Genomic DNA, 1,350 nt, shown 5'->3' with positions numbered 1-1,350 from the left:
CTGGTATTTGAGCGAGGGCGACCCGCAAGATTATCTTGCCCCACCGCACCTATCCCACGCCTAGCATCCATAGGGTCGCTGTGTCAGCGAGCCGACCTCGCGTCCAAGCGATAGGGTTAAATTAGCCCACCTTCCCACTACCTTGATGTCCCTGATAGAGGAGCTATCTAAGGAGCTGGAGAAAAATCCCGAGTTAGCCAGGAGGCTGGCTAGAAAGCTGATAGAGTACATAGAGCCCGAGCTATCCGTCTCGGTCCAGATAAACAGGCTAGTCGAGCAGATGAGCAGGCTAGCTCAGGAGCAGACCAAGATATGGGGCGAGATCAGAGCGCTCAAGGAGGAGCAGGTGAGGATATGGGAGGAAATAAAGGCGATAAAGGAGGACATAGCTAGAATATGGGAGGAGATCAGAGCGCTCAAGGAGGAGCAGGTGAGGCTGAGGCACGACTTCAATGAGATGCTCACGGAGATTAGGGAGATGAGGGCGAGACAGGACAGGTTCGAGAGGGAGCTGGCCAGGATAGGCGAGTCCATGATGTACGGCTTCTCCCAGCTCAGCAGGTTCGCTGGCGTGACCTTCGAGCAGTTCGTCCGGACCCTTCTGACTGACCTCTTCAGGAAGTTCAGGGAGATACCGGAGGACGCTGAGCTGAGATCTGCGAGGATAGACGGGGAGGAGGTGGACATATTCCTAGAGGATCCCCTAGTTGTTGGGGAGGTGACGGCCCACGCCGAACCCGATGAGTTGGACAAGCTCCTCAGGAAGGCGAGGAGGGCGGAGGAGATCTACAAGAGGAAGGCCAGGCTGATACTTGTGGCGGAGACCGCCGACGCCAGGATCGCGAGGGAGCTCAGGGAGAGAGCCAAGGAGGAGGGAGTCGAGCTAATCATAGGGAAGGAACTGTGAGAGCGAATCCCAAGACCCCTGAAGCTCACTTCCTCTAAAGCCTCCTCAGCTCCTCCCCCTCTCGTTTCAATTCCCCTGGACACCCATGTTGAGAGGAATTGTGAATGTCCTCAAGAAGCGTCTATGAGCATGCCGAGAACATTTATAAAGCCTAGGATTACTGAGTTGTAGAGAATCATGTTGGTTGAGAGCCTAGAGCTTCACGAGCTCAGAGGTATAAGAAGGCTTTCCAAACCTTTGGAGCTGACTGAGTTCAATGTGCTCATAGGCAGGAACAACGTGGGAAAAACTGCGATTCTGGAAGCTCTTTACCTTCTGAGAATGCCCTTTGCAACTTATCCCCTTCCACCCTACGGAGAAGATTTACCAACGCTTCTGTCAAAGCTTCACGGTGGTCCCTCCTCCCTGATCTATGGGTATGCTGGGGAGGCACGAATAATCTA

2 protein-coding genes are annotated in these 1,350 nt (G+C 54.0%); both read left to right on the top strand.

Annotation, left to right across the window (positions count from 1 at the left end; genetic code table 11):
* The first annotated feature begins 145 nt into the window (after positions 1-145).
* Complete coding sequence (locus BA066_07975; GenBank protein RDD52757.1) at positions 146-907, top strand: hypothetical protein; 762 nt, start codon at positions 146-148, stop codon at positions 905-907.
* 177 nt (positions 908-1,084) lie between these two features.
* Positions 1,085-1,350, top strand: a 266-nt coding sequence (locus tag BA066_07970) for a DUF2813 domain-containing protein (protein ID RDD52756.1), incomplete at its 3' end; no start/stop codon positions are given.

It is taken from the genome of Candidatus Korarchaeota archaeon NZ13-K (genome assembly GCA_003344655.1).
GTDB lineage: Archaea > Korarchaeota > Korarchaeia > Korarchaeales > Korarchaeaceae > Korarchaeum.
The sequence above is the reverse complement of the archived record's forward strand: the minus strand, read 5'-3'. Positions and strand labels throughout refer to the sequence as shown.